Annotated in this window: 14 protein-coding genes and 2 pseudogenes; 8 read left to right on the forward strand and 8 right to left on the reverse strand. The window is 64.1% G+C overall.

Annotated features, from left to right (window positions below):
* Positions 1 to 122, forward strand: a pseudogene (locus ACESL8_RS11215) (IS630 family transposase); the annotation flags it as partial.
* 36 nt (positions 123 to 158) lie between these two features.
* On the opposite strand, the gene ACESL8_RS11220 reads toward ACESL8_RS11215, so the two are convergent.
* From ACESL8_RS11220 to ACESL8_RS11235, 4 genes are all read right to left on the reverse strand, one after another.
* Positions 159 to 320: a hypothetical protein gene (locus tag ACESL8_RS11220; protein WP_372918853.1), complete on the reverse strand. Its 162-nt coding sequence runs from the start codon at positions 318 to 320 to the stop codon at positions 159 to 161.
* A 129-nt stretch (positions 321 to 449) separates the two neighbouring features.
* On the reverse strand, positions 450 to 680 hold the full coding sequence (locus ACESL8_RS11225) for a hypothetical protein (RefSeq protein WP_372918855.1): 231 nt from the start codon (positions 678 to 680) through the stop codon (positions 450 to 452).
* Between the two features lie 121 nt (positions 681 to 801).
* Positions 802 to 2,871 (reverse strand): NAD-dependent DNA ligase LigA, encoded by a 2,070-nt coding sequence (gene ligA, locus ACESL8_RS11230; RefSeq protein WP_372918857.1) that lies wholly within the window; start codon positions 2,869 to 2,871, stop codon positions 802 to 804.
* A gap of 222 nt (positions 2,872 to 3,093) precedes the next feature.
* The gene (locus tag ACESL8_RS11235) at positions 3,094 to 5,391 is read right to left on the reverse strand and encodes a TonB-dependent receptor (RefSeq protein WP_372918859.1); all 2,298 of its coding nucleotides are present in this window, start codon (positions 5,389 to 5,391) and stop codon (positions 3,094 to 3,096) included.
* 147 nt (positions 5,392 to 5,538) lie between these two features.
* Here ACESL8_RS11235 and ACESL8_RS11240 point away from each other — a divergent pair, with 147 nt between their 5' ends.
* Positions 5,539 to 6,183: a TetR/AcrR family transcriptional regulator gene (locus ACESL8_RS11240; protein WP_372918862.1), complete on the forward strand. Its 645-nt coding sequence runs from the start codon at positions 5,539 to 5,541 to the stop codon at positions 6,181 to 6,183.
* A 193-nt stretch (positions 6,184 to 6,376) separates the two neighbouring features.
* On the opposite strand, the gene ACESL8_RS11245 is transcribed toward ACESL8_RS11240, so the two are convergent.
* From ACESL8_RS11245 to recN, 3 genes are all read right to left on the reverse strand, one after another.
* A complete protein-coding gene (locus ACESL8_RS11245; protein WP_372918880.1) occupies positions 6,377 to 6,760 on the reverse strand; it encodes a DoxX family protein in 384 nt (127 codons plus the stop codon).
* Between the two features lie 77 nt (positions 6,761 to 6,837).
* Complete coding sequence (locus tag ACESL8_RS11250) at positions 6,838 to 8,148, reverse strand: serine hydrolase domain-containing protein (protein WP_372918864.1); 1,311 nt, start codon at positions 8,146 to 8,148, stop codon at positions 6,838 to 6,840.
* A 3-nt stretch (positions 8,149 to 8,151) separates the two neighbouring features.
* Complete coding sequence (recN, locus tag ACESL8_RS11255; protein ID WP_372918866.1) at positions 8,152 to 9,819, reverse strand: DNA repair protein RecN; 1,668 nt, start codon at positions 9,817 to 9,819, stop codon at positions 8,152 to 8,154.
* Between the two features lie 233 nt (positions 9,820 to 10,052).
* Here recN and rpmF point away from each other — a divergent pair, with 233 nt between their 5' ends.
* From rpmF to ACESL8_RS11285, 6 genes and pseudogenes are all read left to right on the forward strand, one after another.
* Positions 10,053 to 10,232, forward strand: a complete 180-nt coding sequence (gene rpmF, locus ACESL8_RS11260; protein ID WP_372918868.1) for a 50S ribosomal protein L32 — start codon at positions 10,053 to 10,055, stop codon at positions 10,230 to 10,232.
* Between the two features lie 31 nt (positions 10,233 to 10,263).
* A complete protein-coding gene (plsX, locus tag ACESL8_RS11265; RefSeq protein WP_372918870.1) occupies positions 10,264 to 11,325 on the forward strand; it encodes a phosphate acyltransferase PlsX in 1,062 nt (353 codons plus the stop codon).
* Positions 11,322 to 12,301 (forward strand): annotated as a pseudogene (locus ACESL8_RS11270) (beta-ketoacyl-ACP synthase III). The gene plsX and the pseudogene ACESL8_RS11270 overlap by 4 nt, the downstream one beginning before the upstream one ends.
* Before the next feature lie 149 nt (positions 12,302 to 12,450).
* Positions 12,451 to 12,765 (forward strand): integration host factor subunit alpha, encoded by a 315-nt coding sequence (locus tag ACESL8_RS11275; protein ID WP_372918872.1) that lies wholly within the window; start codon positions 12,451 to 12,453, stop codon positions 12,763 to 12,765.
* A 15-nt stretch (positions 12,766 to 12,780) separates the two neighbouring features.
* Positions 12,781 to 13,155 carry a MerR family transcriptional regulator gene (locus ACESL8_RS11280; protein WP_372918874.1) on the forward strand — a complete coding sequence of 125 codons (375 nt, stop codon included), beginning with the start codon at positions 12,781 to 12,783 and terminating at the stop codon, positions 13,153 to 13,155.
* Positions 13,156 to 13,163: 8 nt separating this feature from the next.
* Complete coding sequence (locus ACESL8_RS11285; protein WP_372918876.1) at positions 13,164 to 13,883, forward strand: ParA family protein; 720 nt, start codon at positions 13,164 to 13,166, stop codon at positions 13,881 to 13,883.
* Here ACESL8_RS11285 and ACESL8_RS11290 read toward each other — a convergent pair.
* Positions 13,880 to 16,074, reverse strand: a 2,195-nt coding sequence (locus ACESL8_RS11290) for an SDR family NAD(P)-dependent oxidoreductase (protein ID WP_372918878.1), incomplete at its 5' end; no start/stop codon positions are given. The two genes, ACESL8_RS11285 and ACESL8_RS11290, sit on opposite strands and share 4 nt — an antisense overlap.

The raw sequence follows: 16,074 nt of genomic DNA on the forward strand, positions 1-16,074 counted from the left end.
ACCGCATCTTCGGGTCCTACACCGAAATCGTCGATCACTGCTGTGACGCCTGGAACAAGCTGATCGATCAGCCAGACCGCATCAAATCCATCGGAATGCGCCAATGGGCACATGGGTCATGATTATCGCGACTTGGTATTACCCCCTGTCCCCGCGCTTTACAGCGCGTGGAACAGGCGGGCTTCGACCACGGCCGGCGTGAGGATGACGCGGCGCCAGAGACCCTTGCGGCGCAAAGGAAGGAGGCGAACGAGGGCCAAGACTTCGGCAACCGGAATAGCGCGCACCTGCGGTTCAAATTCAGTCGTGACGACCTTCATTGGTACGCTCCTGATAATGAGCCGGGCCAATTCCCGGCTGACAGGAGCTGTAATAAGTCTGTCACACGAACTTGTGCAGTGCAGCAAACTCGGCACCAGCCATGCATTCAGCGCATGAATTACAAGCAATCAGGATTGGGCTTTTGGCGTCGGCGGCGCCGGCTCCTCGGGATCGGCCTCCCAATGGGTCGGCAGCGACGAGGCCACCAGCGCACCCGGTATGATACCGTGTAACGCGTGAAACGGCCGGGCATCCACCGCAATCGGGGTCAGCTCGACATAAAATGAGGTATGCAGTTGGCTGCTTGCGGATTTGGTCTCGCTCACCTGCGATCCAAACCCATTCGGGACGGTCTTCATGGCGACGCTCCTGTCTCGTCAACGGAGGATTCCCCCGGCTGCCAGGCGGTGCGGCGTAGGACAATCTGCGACGCGGCAGACTCAGTGGCAGCGCCGCAATAGTAGCACGAAACGGGCGCGATCACGCCTCTGATTGCGCCTCTGCGACCAGCGTCAGCCAGCCATCCTCGTCCAGCACCTGAATTCCCAAGGACCGCGCCTTGGTGAGCTTTGATCCCGCCCCTGGCCCAGCCACGAGCAAGGTGGTTTTCGACGACACACTGCCCGATGTTTTCGCACCCAAAAGTTCAGCCTGCGCCTCGGCGGCCTCGCGAGTGAATTTCTCCAACGCGCCGGTGAACACCACGGTCTTGCCCGAAAGCCCGGTCTGCTTGATCGCCGGCAGCGGCTGCGGCGTCACCTGCACCAACAAATCTGCAAGAGTTTCGCGGTTGTGAGGTTCGGCAAAGAAATCAATCAGCGCTTCGGCCACGATGCCGCCGATGCCATTCACCGCCGTCAGCCGGTTCACCGCATCCTGCGCCATCGCGGCGACCTGCACCGCATCGGCCGACCCAAAGGCCCGCGCCAGATCGCGCGCCGTCACCTCGCCGACGTGGCGGATGCCGAGTGCGAACACGAAACGGTCCAGCCCCACCGTGCGCCGTTCGTCGATAGCTGCAAGCAGTTTATCGACCGACTTTTCCTTGAAACCGGGCAGCGCCAGCAGTGCGCCGCGGCGCATGTGCAGCCGGAAAATGTCCCTCGGCCCCTCGATCAGTCCCTCGGCGGCGAACAGCTCCAGCCGTTCCGTTCCCAAACCCTCGATATCGAAGGCATTGCGGCTGACGAAATGCCTGAGCCGCTCATGGCGCTGCGCCGGGCACGTGAGCCCGCCGGTGCAGCGGCGAATGGCGCCGTCTTCCTCGCGCACCGCGGTCGATCCGCACGCCGGGCAATGATCGGGAAACACGAACGCGGCACCGCGCGGGCTGCCCGACGGCACCACACAAAGCACTTGCGGAATCACATCGCCGGCACGTTGCACGCGAACGCGGTCGCCCGGCCGCACATCAAGCCGCGCAATTTCGTCTTCGTTGTGCAGCGTGGCATTGGTGACGACGACGCCGCCCACCGTCACCGGCGCCAGCCGCGCCACCGGCGTTAGTGCACCGGTGCGGCCGACCTGAATATCGATATCGATCAGGACGGTTTCGGCCTTTTCCGCCGGGAATTTGTGCGCCACCGCCCAACGCGGGCTGCGCGCCACCTGGCCCAGCCGCTCCTGCCAATCAAGCCGCTCCACCTTGTACACCACGCCGTCGATATCGAACGGCAGATCGGCGCGGCGGCGCTGCAGATCGGCGGTGAAGGCCAGGCAATCGTCGATGCTCGCATCGCCCACCGCCAGGCTGCCGCAGTCGAACCCCCAACCGGCAATGGCGGCGGTCACTTCGCTTTGCGTACTGCCCAAAGGCCCGTTTGCCATGGCGCTCATTTCGCCCCAGCCGTGGACGATGAGAGCCAGAGGCCGGCTGGCGCTGATCGCTGGATCAAGCTGGCGCAGCGAGCCGGCAGCGGCATTGCGCGGATTGGCGAAGATCTTAGCGCCGGCCTGCGCCTGGCGTTCGTTCAGCGCGGCAAAGCCGGCCTTGGACATGTAAACCTCGCCGCGCACCTCCGCCACCTGCGGCGCACTTGCCGGCAACCGATGCGCGATTCCCGCCACCAAAGCCAGATTGGCCGTCACCTCTTCGCCCACCGCGCCATCACCGCGCGTCGCGCCGTGCGCCAGCCGGCCATTTTCAAACCGCATCGCACACGAAAGCCCGTCGATCTTGGCCTCCGCCCGCAGCCGCACATCGGCATCCTCGGGCAGGTTCAAAAACCGCCGCACCCGCGCCACAAACTCGCGCGCTTCCTCGTCGCTGAACACATTGTCCAGACTGAGCATTGGCCGGCTGTGAGTGATCTTGGCAAAACCGGCCGCCGGTTTCGACCCCACCCTGAAACTGGGCGAATCGCTGCGAACAAGGTGAGGAAACGCCGCCTCAATGGCCGCATTGCGCTGCACCAGCGCGTCAAACTCCGCGTCCGAAACCTGCGGCGCGTCTTTTTGGTAATAAGCTTCGCTGTGGTGCGCGATGACATCAGCCAGCTGCGCCAGTTCAGCGGCAGCCTCAACGTCGGACGGGGGCAAATCGGCAGTCATATGCTCAGGAGTAGCAGGGCATTGCACGTCGGCAAAGTGGAACGCGGCCAGTGGCGAGGCCGCCGAGCCCGCTTGGTGAGGCAAGGCCGGAAACACCAAGTGCGCGGCTGAACCGCACCGTCTGGCGGGCAAAAAGGGCGGGGTGTTGGCCCCACCCTTTTTGACTCGCTGGCCGATCTTGCCGGGAGCCGGCGCGCGGCAGGCGCGCTCGCCCGGCTGCGATCAGAATTTGAACCCAACCATCGCATTGAACGTGCGCGGATCGCCGAAATACACCGTCTGGATATTGCCGACCGAGCTGAATTCCTGGCCATCGGTACGGTAACGCTCGTTGGTCAGATTCTTCACGCCGCCTTGCAAATACCAGTGGCCGCCGTTTGCATCGAAGCGCACGAAGGCGTTGGCCAACCAATAGCCAGGCTCGACCAGGCCGGGGCGGTTGTCGATGCTGAGGAAGTGCTTGTCAACAAAGCGCGCGTCGCCGCCCAGCGTGATGCTGCCGGCAGCGCCCACCGGGATGCGGTAGTCACTGGCCAGCGTAAGGGTGATTGGCGGCGCAAAGGCTGGTTCGCAGGTCACCTGCGCACCGGTCGGGTTGCACGAGAAGGCCGGGGCACGGCGGCCATCGTTGAACTCGGCATAGCGCGCGTTGAGATAGCCAAGGCTGGCGCGCAGGTTCCAATACTTGGTTGGCTTCACCGCCGCTTCCATTTCCACACCCCAGATCGCAACGCTGCCGGCGTTGAGCACCGGGAAGGCCGCCACCGCGCCGCCGCCGACACGGGCCTGGAAATCACGGAAATCGCTGTAAAATACGGTGCCCGCCAGATAGACGCGGCCACCAGCAAAGCTGCCCTTGGCACCGCCTTCATACGTCCACACGGTTTCCGGATTGAAGCGCGTCACCAGCTGGGGCGCGCCATTCACTGTCAGGGTCAGATCGTTCAGGCTGTTGGCGCGGCCGTTGAAACCGCCTGATTTGAACCCGCGCGAAGCCGAGGCATAGATCTGGCTGTTGCTGTCCGGCTTCCATGCCAGAGTGACGCTGGGCGTCCAGGCGTTGAATTGCGCGCTGTTGTCGAGGTTCAGCGGTGCCGGCAAGCTGCCGGGAAAGCGGAAGCTGATGCCGTTGAGGCCCGACAAGGACGATGCCGTGGTTGTGGCGCGGTCGTAGGTCCGCTCTTCATGGGTGTAGCGCAGGCCAGCCGTCAGGCTGACGCTGTCGGTGAACTTGTAGCTGGCCTGACCGAAGGCGGCATAGCTTTTGGTGTTTTGCTTGTCGTCGATGAACCGGGTGAAGCTGATTGGCCCGCCGAAAAATGCAAACAGATCATCGGCATAGGCTTCCTGATGCGAACGGATATTCTCGTTCAGGTAAAACAGCCCGGCCACGCCGGAGAAACGATCGCCTGACCATTTCAGCTGCAATTCCTGGCTGAACTGGCGCTGATCGATGCCCACGAACACATCGCCCAGCTTGGCCTGGCTGGCGTCGATGTCGATGAACAGGTCCGGATCGAGCTTGCGCCAGGCAGTGATGCTGGTCAGCGTGATCTGATCGGTAAGCGACCAGTTGGCGGTGAGATTGAGGCCATAATGATCCAGCCGCTGGCCTTCGTTGCCGCGAAAGCTGGTTGATGCCTGGAAATCATAGGCGCCATAAGGATTGGCCGGCACCAGCGTGCGCGGGCCGGTGGCAAAATCGGTTTGGATCAGCGGCGCGGTGGCATAGCCCAGCGTGAGCGCGTTGCGTTGGCGGTTGTAATCGCCGGAAACCAGGATTTCGAGAGCGTCGGTCGGCTTGGCGCGCAGGATGGCGCGCACGGTGACGCTGTCGCGATCGTTGTAGCGGCGACCGGTGCGGGGATCGGTGACCAGCCCGTCGCGCTTGTCCCACTGGCCGGCAACGCTGAGCGCTACCTTGTCCCCCGCCAGCGGCGCCGACACATAACCATTGAGCACGACCTGATTATAGCTGCCATACAGCGCCGAAGCCTGCGCCTTGAACACCTCAAGATCGGGCTTGCGTGACACGATGGAAATCGCACCGCCCGTGGTGTTCTTGCCATAAAGCGTGCCCTGCGGCCCGCGCAGCACCTCAATGCGTTCCACGTCGAACAGGTTCAGCAGCGCGCCCTGGATGCGGCTGAGATAGACGCCGTCAACATAAACGCCAACCGCCGGATCGAAGGTTTGCAGCGCGTCGGGTTGGCCGATGCCGCGAATGAAGATATTGGCGCTGCCCGCCGAGCCGCGGCCCTGCACAAGATTGAGATTGGGCGCAGCAGCCTGCAGGCCGCTCAGATCAAGCGCCTGATATTTCTGCAAATCGGCCTGCGAAAAAGCGGTCACGGCGACCGGCACATCGATCAGCCGTTCTTCACGGCGGCGAGCGGAAACAACGATTTCCGCATCGTTCACTACGACATCAGCGGCGGCTGTTTGCTGAGCGGCGGCAGGCTGGCTGGCAAACAGCCCTGCGGTGGCAAGCAGCGCGAGACGGAAACGGGCATCGATCATCAACATTCTCCCCACGGGGCCTCGCCTTGGCAGCGCCGGCTTGTGTTCGTGTGACAGGTGCAATACTGAAACATGAACCAGGATTCAACTCTGGTGGCACGAAATGCCGGCTTGACCGGCCGCCGGGGATGGGATTGGGACGATAGTGTGACCGCAACGCCACAGCCTGAAGCCAGCACCAAGCAGCCGCGCACCGCGATCCGGAGCAAGGAGCCGCGCACCGCGCGGGGCCGCAGGACGCTGCGCCTGATCCTGGATGCCGCCGCCGAGGAATTTGGCGCGCGCGGCTATCACGAAGGCAGCATCGCCCGCATCGCCCAGCGTGCCGGCGTCGCGATCGGCAGTTTTTACACCTATTTCGTTTCCAAGGAGGCGGTGTTCCGCGCGCTGGTGGCCGACATGAGCCGCCAGGTGCGCGAACATGTGGTGCCGTTCATCCTTGCTGCTCCGGACCGTCTGGCTGGTGAACGCGCCGGCCTCGCTGCCTATCTGGAGTTCGTGCGCACCCACAAAGCGCTGTACCGGATTATCGACGAAAGCGCGTTCGTGGCCGAAGACGCCTATCGCCGCCATTATGTCGATGTCGCCGATGGCTATGCCGTGTCGCTGGAACAGGCGTTTGGGCGCGGCGAGGTCACGCCCGGCGACTGGCAGGTACGGGCCTGGGCGATCATGGGCATGAACGTCTTTCTGGGCCTGAAATTCGGGGTTTGGGACGACAGCCGCCCGGCGGACGAGATTGCGGCAGCCGCCCATGCCCTGATCGCTGACGGACTGTCACCGCCCGATTGAACACCACAGCGCGGATTTTTTCGCCGCAGCGCCTTGAACATTACACGTTCGTAATTATCTTAATCTGTAGTCGGCACCGGCAATGCCCCATTCCCCCCAGAACCCGGAGGCAGCCGGGCCGCGGGCGCCTTCCCCACCTTGGGGCGCCCGCGGCCGCCGGTACTGCAATGGGGCCATGCTGCCCGGCCAAACTTCAGCCCTTCCTCCGCCCGAACGGCCAATCGGTAATTCCGCCAGCCCACAGCGCCCACCAGACAAGCACCGGCTGGGCCAGCAAGCGCGGGCCGTGATAGCTCCAGCCCAGGACTTGGCCAGACACAGCGATGCCCTCCGCTGCGTGCTTGATGTTGGCGGGAAACACGCACACCGCATAGGCCGCCAGCCCCCACGCGGCCGCCGTGCGCAGGCGCGGGATCATCAGGCCGATGGCACCCGCCATCTCCGCTACCCCGGTCAACAGCACCACCTCGCGCGGGAATGGCACCCACGCGGGCATGATTGGCAGAAAGCCTTCGGGGCTTTTCAGGTGGACAGTGCCGACATAGCCATAGGCCAGCGCCAGCACCAGCCGCGCCAGCCAGCGGTAAAGCGTTTCAGCGCGCTTTTTTGCTGTGAGCGTTTCAGCGCGCTTTTTTGCTGTGAGCGTTTCAGCGCTCACCGGCCATCTGCATCGGCATTCAGCGCCGCGGCAAGATCGGCATCCCGCTGCAACCGGCTGTCGGCCATCGTCTGCAGCATCAGCACAACGGCAAACTGCCTCACCTGATCGACCATGAACAGCGTGCCGGCCGCGCCGCCCCAGCCATAGGCTTCAGCCGGGCTGCCGGCCCAGCCGCGATTGCTGATGGCATTGTTGCTGCGCGTATCAAACAGAGTAACCCGCCCTCCGGCGCCATAACCGTTGCTGCCATCATAGAACACGCCGGCCGGCATCAGGTTGCTGGTCGCCAGCCGGGCCGTGCCGCGCGGCATGATGGTTCGCCCGCCGAATTCGCCCTGGTTCAGCAGCATCTGGGCAAATTTCGCATAGTCGCGCGCCGTGCCGACCATGCCGCCGCCGCCCGAAAGCAGTTGCGGCCGCGTGGTAAAGCCATCTTTTTCCAGCATTGAAATCGGAATTGGCTTGGCCAGCGGCGCCGTGGTGCCCGGTGCGCTCCACAGATAATTGGCTGCCAGCCGCGCCGGATCGCGGGCCCAAAATCCGGTATCCTTCATGCCCAGCGGGCCAAGCAGCTGTTGTTCAAGCACCTTGTCGAGCGTCTGGCCGGTCAATCGTTCCAGCAGGGCACCAGCAACATCAAGGCTGATCGAATATTTCCATGCCGTGCCGGGATCGAGCACCAGCGGCAGGCCGGCCAGCGCGAGGGCCATGACCTGGAGATCGGGCAGCGCGCCGTCGCCGGGCTGCAGAAAGGCCGGCACACTCCCCGGCTGGATGCCCAGACGCTTGTATTCCTTCTCCAGCGGGCCGTTGCCAGCGACAGTGTACGAAAAACCGGCGGTGTGGGTGAGGAGGTGGCGCACCGTGATCGGCCGCGCCGCCTCGCGCGATTCCAGCCCTTTGGCGGGATCGATCAGCACCCGCATTGCCCTGAATTCCGGCATGATGTCGGCAATCGGCTGATCCAGTTTCAATTCGCCCGTGGCGACGCGCTGCATCACTGCCATGCCGGTGATCGGCTTGGTCATCGAATAGATGCGCCACTGCGTATCGGGCGTTACCTTTGCAGTGCCGCCAAAAGCGGTTACCCCGGCGGTGACAAACTGCGGGCGTTGGCTGCCCGGTTCCACCAACGCGACCACGGCGCCAGGCACGCGCCCATCCGCCACATAACGATCGATCAGCGATTGCACTGCATCATGGCGCAAGGGCGCCGGGCGCCGCATCGGCAGTTGGGCAGCAGCCGGCCCGGCGGCAGCGAGCGCGGCGGCAGACAACAGTTGACGGCGATCAACAGCAAGCATCGGTCAATTTCCTTCCAACAGGCGAGCGGCCTGAGCGCGGGCTTCCTGCGTCACGTCGGCGCCCGACAACATGCGGGCAATTTCTTCCTGGCGGGCGTCGCCGTCAAGCAGCGCCAGACGCGTGCGGGTGATGCCCGCCTCCAGTGATTTCTCGATGCGCCACTGGCTGTGGCCGCGCGCCGCCACTTGGGGGCTGTGGGTGACGACCAGCACCTGCGCCCCGTCGGCCAGCCGCGCCAGCCGATCGCCGATGGCCGATGCCACCGCGCCGCCTACGCCGCGGTCAATCTCGTCAAAGATCATGGTGCCAGCACTGCCGGCACTGGCCAGCGCCACCTTCAGCGCCAGGATGAAACGCGACAGCTCCCCGCCAGAAGCAATCTTGATCAGCGGGGCAAAATCGGCGCCGGGGTTGGTGGCGATCTCATATTCAGCTCGCTCCTGGCCGTCGGGCCCCCATTCGGCCTGGGGCAGCGGGGTGATGCGGGTGCGAAAACGGGCGGCATCCAGTTTCAGCGGTTTCAACTCGGCCGCCACTGCCGCATCCAGCCGTGCTGCGGCGGCCGCGCGGGCGGCACTCAAGGCAGCGGCCTTGCTGTCATAATCGGTTTGGGCGGCGCGCACGGCAGCATTTAGCGCGATCAGCCCTTCCTCGCCAGCGACCAGTGCGGCCGCGCGCGCCTGCAGTTCGGCGGCCAGTGAAGGCAGGGCTTCGGCTTCAACCTTGTGCTTGCGGGCCAGCCCGCGCAAATCGAACAGCCGGCTTTCCACCTGCTCCAGCCGCGCCGGATCGGCATCCAGTGCACGCGTGGCTTCAATCAGCTTTGTCTCTGCCTCCCCCCCTTCTGCCAAAGCCCGGTCCAGTGCCTCCAGCGCCGCGGTAAGCAGCGGATGTTCCCCGGCAATCCGGTCCAGCCGGCGCGCGCCCTGCGCCAAGGAGGCATTGCCTGCACCAAACAGTTCGGAAATCGTCGCCAGATCGTCGGTCAGCCGCGCGCCCTTCTGCATGGCAGCACGGGCCAGAGCCAGTTCCGCCTCCTCTCCCGGCTGCGCGTCCATTGCATCAAGCTCGGCCACGGCATGGTCCAGCCATTCGCGGTCGCGCTGATCGGCGGCCAGTCGTTTGCGCGCTGCATCGGCCGCCGCGCAGGCGACGCGCCAAGCCTCCCAGGCGGAGCGGGTAGCAGCCAGCGGTCCGGCGAAGCCGCCAAATTGATCGAGCAGGGCGCGGTGGCCCCTCGGGCTGAGTAGTCCGCGTTCATCGTGCTGGCCGTGAATTTCAATCAGGCAACTGCCCAGCTCGCGCAGCAGCGCCGCCGAAACCGGTTGGTCGTTCACAAAGGCGCGGCTGCCGCCATCGGCTTTCAGCTGGCGGCGCAAGATGATGGCGCCCCCGCTCTGTGGATCTCCGCCATCCAGATCATTTTCTGCCAACAAGGCGCGTGCTGGATGATCAGGCCCCACTGCAAATTCCGCCACCGCGCGCGCCGTATCTGCCCCGGCGCGCACCAACGATGCATCAGCTCTGCTGCCCAGCACGAGGCCCAGCGCATCGAGCAGAATCGACTTGCCGGCTCCGGTCTCGCCTGTGAGCACAACCAGTCCGGGCGCGAACTCGATGGCCAGCGCTTCGATGAGCACGACATTCTGAATGGCAAGCGCGATGAGCACGATATGCTGTTAGCCCATTGCCCCCAATGCTTGCGAGCGGCATTTTCACAGCGGCCAATACCGGTCATTCGGCATTCACGCTTGCACTGGAGCGAAAATCGAATATAGCCGCCTTCTTCTCCGTCAATCCGGGGCGTTCGGCCCGGCCATAACCCATGGTCGATGCTTTTGCAGCCTTCGCACCGGGTGGCGGATCAAACGACCGATTTCAGATTGATGGATACAGGTGCCTCATGGCCGTTCCCAAGCGCAAGACTTCGCCTTCCCGCCGCAACATGCGTCGCAGCCATCATGCGCTGACGGCGACCCAGTTTCAGGAATGCCCGAACTGCGGCGAACTGAAGCTGCCGCACAATCTGTGTGGGGCCTGCGGTTTCTACAACGGCCGCGAAATCGTCGCCGTCGAAGCCTGATTCCGGCGCCCGGCGGGCTGGTCAAGTTTACATGACAGTCACGACGAACCGGTCTCCGATCATCGCTCTCGATGTGATGAGCGGCGAAGCGGGGGCTGCTGAAGCCATCGCTGCAGCCGATATCGCAGCCGAGCGTTATCCGCGCCTCTCCTTCCTGTTGTTCGGCCGGCAAGACGTGATCGCCGCCGAACTGGTGCGCTGGCCGCGACTCGCATCGCGCGCACAGATCATTCATTGCGATGATGTCATTGGCATGAGCGACAAGCCTAGCCAAGCGCTGCGCCGCGCGCGCAGCACTTCAATGGGCATGGCTATCAATGCGGTAAAGCAAGGCGATGCCAATGCGGCCGTCTCGGCAGGCAACACCGGTGCGCTGATGGCAATGTCGTTGTTTGCGTTGCGCACCATGCCTGGCATTGATCGGCCGGCACTGGCTGCCGTGTTACCAACCCTAAAATCCGAATCGGTGATGCTCGATCTGGGCGCCAACACCGAATGCGACGCCACCAATCTGGTGCAATTCGCAGTGATGGGCGCGGCCTTTGCGCGCACCGTGCTGGGGCTGGAACGCCCGCGCGTCGCACTCCTCAACATCGGTGAGGAGGAATTGAAGGGCACCGGCGAAATTCGTGCCGCCGCCGCCGTGCTGAAAGGCGCGCGGCTACCGATGAAGTTCATCGGCTTTGTCGAAGGCGACAAGATCGGTTCCGGCGATGTGGACGTGGTGGTGACTGATGGTTTTTCAGGCAACATTGCGGTGAAAACAGCCGAAGGCACCAGCCGGCTGGTGACTGGCTTGCTCGGCAATGCCTTCCGCGCCTCGATCTGGGGCAAGCTGGGCTATTTCATTGCGCGCGGGGCGCTGCAATCGCTGCGCGCGCATCTTGATCCCAATGCCCACAATGGCGCCGTGTTTCTGGGCCTGAATGGCCTGGTGGTAAAAAGCCATGGCGGCGCCAATGCCCGCGGCCTCGCCAATGCCATCGGCGTGGCGCACGATCTGGTGGCCGATGATGTCAGCCGGCGCATCCGCGATGATCTGGCGGGTGTCGACATGGCATCGGCAACTGCAGCCGCACCCGACGCGGCATGAGCAAGCGGCGCTCTGTCATCACCGGTACCGGCAGCTATCTGCCGCAGACGGTCCTGAGCAACGAAGACCTCGCCGCCCGGCTCGACACATCCGACGAATGGATTATCGAGCGCACCGGCATCCGCTGCCGCCATATCGCGGCAGAAGGTGAATTCACCTCCGATCTGGCCACCGAAGCTGCCCGCCAGGCGCTGGCCGCTGCCGGCAGGACGCCGCACGACATTGATCTGATCATCGTCGCCACCGCCACGCCCGATCAAACCTTCCCGGCCGTTGCCACCGTAGTTCAGCACAAATTGGGCATGATCCACGGCGTCGCCTTCGACGTCGCGGCTGTCTGTTCGGGTTTTCTTTATGCGCTCACAGTGGCGGATTCGCTGCTCGCCACCGGCGCCTACAACCGCGCGCTGGTGATCGGCGCCGAAACCTTTTCGCACATCCTCGATTGGGAAGACCGCACCACGGCCGTGCTGTTCGGCGACGGTGCGGGCGCCATCGTGCTGGAAGCCCAGCAACAGCCCGGCGACAACGCGAGCGATCGCGGTGTGATCGCTTGCCGGCTGCACAGCGACGGCCGCTACAATGATCTGCTCTATGTCGACGGCGGCCCGGGTTCAACCGGCACCACCGGCAAGCTGCGGATGAAGGGCAAGGAAGTGTTCCGTCACGCCGTGAACAATCTTTCCAGTGTGATGGGCGAAGTTCTTGAGGCCGCATCTTTGCTGCCGTCCGATGTCGCCTGGGTGGTGCCGCATCAGGCCAATTTGCGCATCCTCGAAGCCACCGCCAGAAAACTGAACATCTCGCCCAGCCAGGTGGTGGTTACTGTAGACCGCCACGCAACACGTCGGCTGCTTCGGTGCCCCTGGCGCTGGATGTGGCAGTGCGCGATGGCCGCGTGCAGCCCGGCGATCTGCTGCTGCTGGAAGCCATGGGCGGCGGTTTCACCTGGGGCGCGGCAGCCGTTCGCTGGTAGCCCGTGCGCGCCCTGCGACAGGGTGCGACAATTAGTCTGGCCAATCGGAAAAAATCGCGTAGAATCACGCCATAACAAGATTCGCTTGCCGTTTTGTCTCACCCGATTGGGTCTAACGCTGCTGGGCAGGCAGCAAATGGGGGGAAGTCATGGCCACAGATTCAACCGGCACAGCAACAGCAGGCAGCGTAACGCGCGCCGATCTGGCCGACGCGGTTCACCGTGAAATCGGCCTGTCGCGCACCGAATCGGCGCAACTAGTCGAACAGGTTCTGGACCGTATCGGCGAAGCGCTTGTTTCGGGCGGCAACGTGAAGATCTCCAGCTTTGGCGGTTTCGTTCTGCGCAGCAAGGGCCTGCGGGTTGGCCGCAATCCCAAGACCGGGGTGGAAGTGCCGATCGAACCGCGCACGGTTCTCACCTTCAGGCCCAGCCAGTTGCTGCGCGAAGCCATCAACAAGTAAGCACCGGGACGGAACGTGGCCGACAAATCCGATACTGCGTTCCGCACCATTTCCGAAGCCGCTGACGAAATCGGCGTGCCCGCGCATGTGCTGCGTTTCTGGGAAACCCGCTTCACGCAATTGCAACCGTTGAAGCGGGCCGGCGCGCGCCGTTATTACCGCCCGATCGACATGGCGCTCCTGCGCCAGATCAAGGCGTTGCTGCACGACGACGGCATGACCATCCGCGGCGCCCAGTTGGTGCTTATTGGCAAGGGTGTGGCGGCCAAGGACGCGCCGGGAACCGCCGCAGCGCCAGCAGCACTCTTGGCGGCAGCGCCCGTGCCTGGCACGCATCGCCAGACGTTAATCGCCATCCGCGATCGTCTTGTTGCCGCGCTGGCGGCTTGACCCACCTCATGCGTTGCATCGCCCTGTTCAGCGTGAAGGGCGGGGTGGGCAAAACCGCGCTTGCCGTGAATTTGGCGCATGCTTCGGCCACGCTGTCCGGCCGGCGCACCCTGCTCTGGGATCTGGATGCCCAAGGCGCCGCGACCTGGCTGCTGAAAGTTGAAGCCCGCGCCGGCGCCAAGGCACGGAAGGGACTGGCCGAGGCCGAACTCGCCGAACTGGTGCAGCCCACCGCCTACCCCAATCTTCATGTGCTCGCAGCCGATCGCTCGTTGCGCCGCTTGGAGGCTGATCTTGCCGGCGAAGGTGAGAAGAGGCTTAAAAAGGCGCTGAAATCGCTGGAAAACCGGTATGACCGGGTGATCCTCGATTGCCCGCCCGGGCTCACTGAACTGGCCGATCAACTGTTCCGCGCCGCCGATTTGATCGTCGTGCCGCTCATCCCCTCCCCGTTGTCGACACGCGCACTGGCACAGCTCACCGAACATCTTGCCACCGAAATGAAATCACCGCCTCCGGTGATGCCGGTGTTCTCGATGGCCGATCGCCGCAAGGCGCTTCACCGTGGTGCGCTGGCCGCGCAACCCGATTGGCCGGTGATCCCCTATGCCGCTGCCGTCGAAGCCATGACGGTGACGCGCACCCCGTTGCTTGCTGGCCGCATCAGCCCGGCCGCCGCCGCCCTCGCTGGCCTGTGGGCCAGTGTGGAGCGGCGGCTGACCGCTTAAACCGTCAGCGACATGCCGCGATAGATGCGACTGCGGTAACGGCTGTCTTCCGCATCGGGCAACGGCGCCCCGGCCAGCAGCACCGCGCGGGCAAAGCGGCGCACCTCTTCGTCATGCTCGGCGGCGTTGCGCGGCTCTTCCGATCGCACGCGTCGGGTGAGGTTGATCTGGTTCACCGCCACTTCGTGCACCAGCCGCTCGTTCTCCACAGCAATCGTTGCCGTGAAGGCGTGCAGCGTCGTTTTCACGAAATTGGCCAGCGCAAACGCACCCTTGGCGCCCTCGCCCATCGGCACGTCGGGCGAAACCAGCACCAACTGGCATTCATCAAACAGCGACACCTTGCGGGCAATGCGGAAATGATGGGTGAGATTATGCTCCACCACATCGGCAAATCCGTCACCGTCCAGCGGGTTTTCGGCATCGAACAACTGATCCGGCAGCGGCTTCAGCGGGGTGGAAACGATGGTGGTGGGATGTCCCCACTTGGCCAGCGCCGCATCCATCGCGGTTTCGATATCGCCGTCGATGACAAGGCTATGCACCCGCTCGGCGCCGCGGCCAACATGGCCCACAATCGCCGCCGCACCGGCGGCGCTCGCAGTGATCAGCACCACCCGCGCCACGTCGCAATCAAGGAAACCCTGCGCGGCAGCACCCATATAATCGGCCAGATGTTCGCCCACCAGCCACACTGTCTTGCCGCCCATCCGGGCCAGGCGCTCGGCCTTCGGGCTGCCGAACAACTCGCGTTCGGTGTGTGAACGTTCCACATTCAGGCCGCCTGACGGCATGAAGGTTTCTCCCGATACCGCGCGATCGGCCAGGAAAAACACGGTGGCCTGCGCCACTTCGGTCTCGGTCGGCATCTTGCCCAGATGAAGCTGGCTCAGCACGCCGCCGCGCACTTTGGCAGCTTCGCGGCCGCTCTGCGCCACCGGTAGCCACGGCATGTCGTCGGGCGGCACGCGCACGAGCCAGTCGGCCTCATCGCGGGTCTGCCATTCGGTGCCGATCAGCCAGCCACCCAGCCGCAAGCGCTTGAGCAGCTTGGCCGCCAGCGGCGTGGTGAGGATGAACCGATCCCAACAGCAGCTTTCATCGCCTTCACGCGCACAGGCCAGAGCCAGATCGCGCAGCGGCTGTGGGTTGGACTTGTCGTGAGACAGTTGCACCGAATCGTTGCGGGCCAGACGCGGCAATATCTGCGCCACCAGTCCGCCAGCCCGCACGGATTTGATCACGGCGGCATGCACGGCGTTCAGCCGCTTGTTTTCCAGAATCAGGCGGCCGCGCCGTTCAAACAGGCCGGGCTTGCCGCCCAGGCCAGCAAGGCGATCGCCGTCCACCGGGCCGGGCGCAATCGCGTTGATCTGGATTTCCGGGCCAAGGTGCCGCGCCATCGATTCGACCATCGCCCGCTGTCCGGACTTCGAAACCGCATAATCGGTGCGGTTCGGGTACGATACCGCCAGATGTTTTTCGCCGCCAAAATAGCTGGAAACATTGAGGACGTAACCCGAACCCTGGCGGCGCATCATCGGCACCACCATGTGCATCAGGGCGTAATTGGAAATCAGATTGGCAAATTGGGTATGGCGGAACGCATCCACCCCCATGTCCACCGCCATCTCTTCCGCGCCTGAAACCCCGGCGTTGTTGATCAGATAATCGATGCGGCCAAAGGCACGCACGGTTTCATCAACGGCGTGGCGAAGCGAATTCATGTCGGCCACGTCGATGCCGGCCAGGGTGCGCACGCGGCGCTCCACGCCGGCAAAACCGATATCCTGCAATTCGCCGACAATACGCTCGCGCGCGACCGCCAGTTCGGATTCGCGCCGGGCGACAATCATCACCTTGGCGCCGGCCAATGCCAGCAGCCGCGCCAGCGCACCGCCGATGCCGGCTGAGCCACCAGTGATCAGCGCCACCTTGCCCAAATGCAGCCCGGTGATGTTTTCGGCCGTGCCGACCAGCGCGCGGCGGGCGCCAGTGGCCTTGGCGATGCTGGCCGGGATATGCAGGTTGATCGGGTCGACCTGGCGGCCACCCAGCAGCAGGCGCGCGGCATGGCCAGCGGCGAAATCGCGGTTTTCGGTTTCGGCATTGCCAAAGCGCACGATCTGGTTGCCCCACAGCGCACGCGGCGTCTTGCCTTGCGCGGTGGCAACGCGGGCTTCGTCGCGCC

Source organism: Sandarakinorhabdus sp. (assembly GCF_041689835.1).
Taxonomy (GTDB): Bacteria; Pseudomonadota; Alphaproteobacteria; order Sphingomonadales; family Sphingomonadaceae; genus Sandarakinorhabdus.